We start from the raw sequence: 1,975 nt of genomic DNA, 5'->3' as shown, positions 1-1,975 counted from the left end.
AAGAAGCAAAATTGAGCGTGCGCTAGGCATATAGCCTGCGGAGCGAAAATTTTGTAAAATCTCGGAAAAGCGCTCGTAACGAGACTTCGCTACGAGGAGACGAGGCGGAAACGACGGAGGCGAGGGAGTGGACTAGTCGTCCGTGACCGAAGCCGACCGAGTTTCCAACGAAGTATAAAGGAAAAAGACAAGCCGCAAAGGCAGCTTGTCTAAAAGTAAGATTATTTAATAAATCCGTAAAGGTTAGCCAACACCCAACCCACTGCGCATGAACTAAACACGCCGATAAGGCCAGGGATGATGAAGCTGTGGTTGATGACGTATTTGCCGATCTTTGTAGTGCCTGAGCGGTCAAACTGGATCGCCGCAAGGTCGCTCGGATATGTAGGAAGGATAAAGTATCCGTAGCAAGCCGTAGCAAACGCGACGATGATGCCTGGATCCACGCCGATCTGAACTGCAAGCGGTACGAATGTCGCGGCAGCTGCTGCTTGAGAGTTTAGGAACTTAGAAATCAGCATACCTACGACGATATACATCCACGGATAGGCCTTCATTACCTCTCCTAGCGAGCCTTTTAGCATCTCGATGTGAGAGTGGAACATCGTATCAGCCATCCAGCTGATGCCGTAGATCGCTACGAGCGCGACCATACCGCTGTGGAAGATCTCGTTTTGAGCGATCTTAGCAGCCTTGATGCCTGAGTAGATCATCATGATAGACGCAGCTAGTAGCATGAAAATTTGGATCGTATCGACCATGCCTAGAGGCGCGGTCTTTTTCATAGTATCTTTTACTACGATGCTAGCGTTTGCGACGGTTTCGGTTTTATCACCTTTGGTGATAACTACGTTGCCGTCTTGAAGCACGATAGTTTGAGTTACTTTCTTGTCTTTATCTAGGACTTCTACATTCGTAAATTTAGTAGCGTCTTTTACTTTATTGTCTTTTACGTTTGAGACAATTTTGCTATCGGTGACGGTAGATACTACTTGACCGTCTTTTACGGTGATGTTTTTAACTACTTTTTTATCTACTACGATTTCGATAGATTTGCCAGGGACGTCGCTAGTCCAGCTAGGGCGGAGTTGTTTATAGTAGCCTAGAACCGCCACGATAGCGATAGTAGCTAGGAATATCCACATCACGTTCCACTGTTTAGCAGGAAGTTTTACGCCGATTAGAGAGTGAGATTCGTCTGAGCCGTAGATATATTTTCTTTGCTCAGGGTCTTTGATCCTCTCTTGGAAATCAGGGTCTTTATCTAGGTCTTTACCTCTAAAGATCGAGTAAGTACCGATGATAAGCATACCGATAAAGGTTGCCGGGATAGTGACTTTTAGTAGATCCACGTAGCTAGTAAAGCCGTCGATATGAACGGTACCGGTACCTAGCAAAACGGCGACCATAGATACGCCCGCAACCGAAACCGGGCTAGCGATGATAGCTAGCTGAGACGAGATCGTAGTAGCAGCCAGCGGTCTTTCTGGACGGATGCCGCTTTTGATAGATACATCGTAAATGATCGGTAGTAGCGTATAAACCGTGTGTCCCGTGCCGCATAGAACGGTTAGCGTCCAGCCGCAAAGAGGAGCTAGGATACAGACGAATTTAGGATTTTTTCTTAGCGCTTTTTCCGCTATCTGAAGCATAACGTCAAGACCGCCCGCGGCTTGTAGCGTTGAGCTTGCTACGACGACGGCTAGGATCGTTAGGATGACGTCTACTGCTGGTTTGCCAGGCTTCATACTGAATGCAAATACCAAGATAACAAGACCGATGCCGCCTAGTACGCCTAGCGCCATACCGCCTTTTTTAGCGCCGTAGAATAGACATCCGAGCACTACGATTAGTTGGAGAGTGAACTGAGTGCTTTCACTCAAACTGGTTAGGAATTCCATTTGTTCTCCTTTTTGGAAATTACGCCGCGATTATATAAATATTAAAATTAAATACTAATAAAAAAATTAAAAAT

The 1,975-nt window shown here is 46.1% G+C and carries 1 protein-coding gene; it reads right to left on the bottom strand.

The window, feature by feature from the left end:
• Positions 1–221: 221 nt before the first annotated feature.
• On the bottom strand, positions 222–1,901 hold the full coding sequence (locus Q0386_RS10105) for an anaerobic C4-dicarboxylate transporter (RefSeq protein WP_299030516.1): 1,680 nt from the start codon (positions 1,899–1,901) through the stop codon (positions 222–224).
• Between the last annotated feature and the right edge of the window lie 74 nt (positions 1,902–1,975).

The sequence above is a fragment of the uncultured Campylobacter sp. genome, assembly GCF_938045625.1.
Classification (GTDB): domain Bacteria; phylum Campylobacterota; class Campylobacteria; order Campylobacterales; family Campylobacteraceae; genus Campylobacter_A.
The sequence above is the reverse complement of the archived record's forward strand: the minus strand, read 5'-3'. Positions and strand labels throughout refer to the sequence as shown.

Coding starts and splice junctions, on each gene's coding strand:
- Q0386_RS10105 (WP_299030516.1), bottom strand. CDS start 1,901: ATGGAATTCCTAACCAGTTTGAGTGAAAGCACTCAGTTCACTCTCCAA.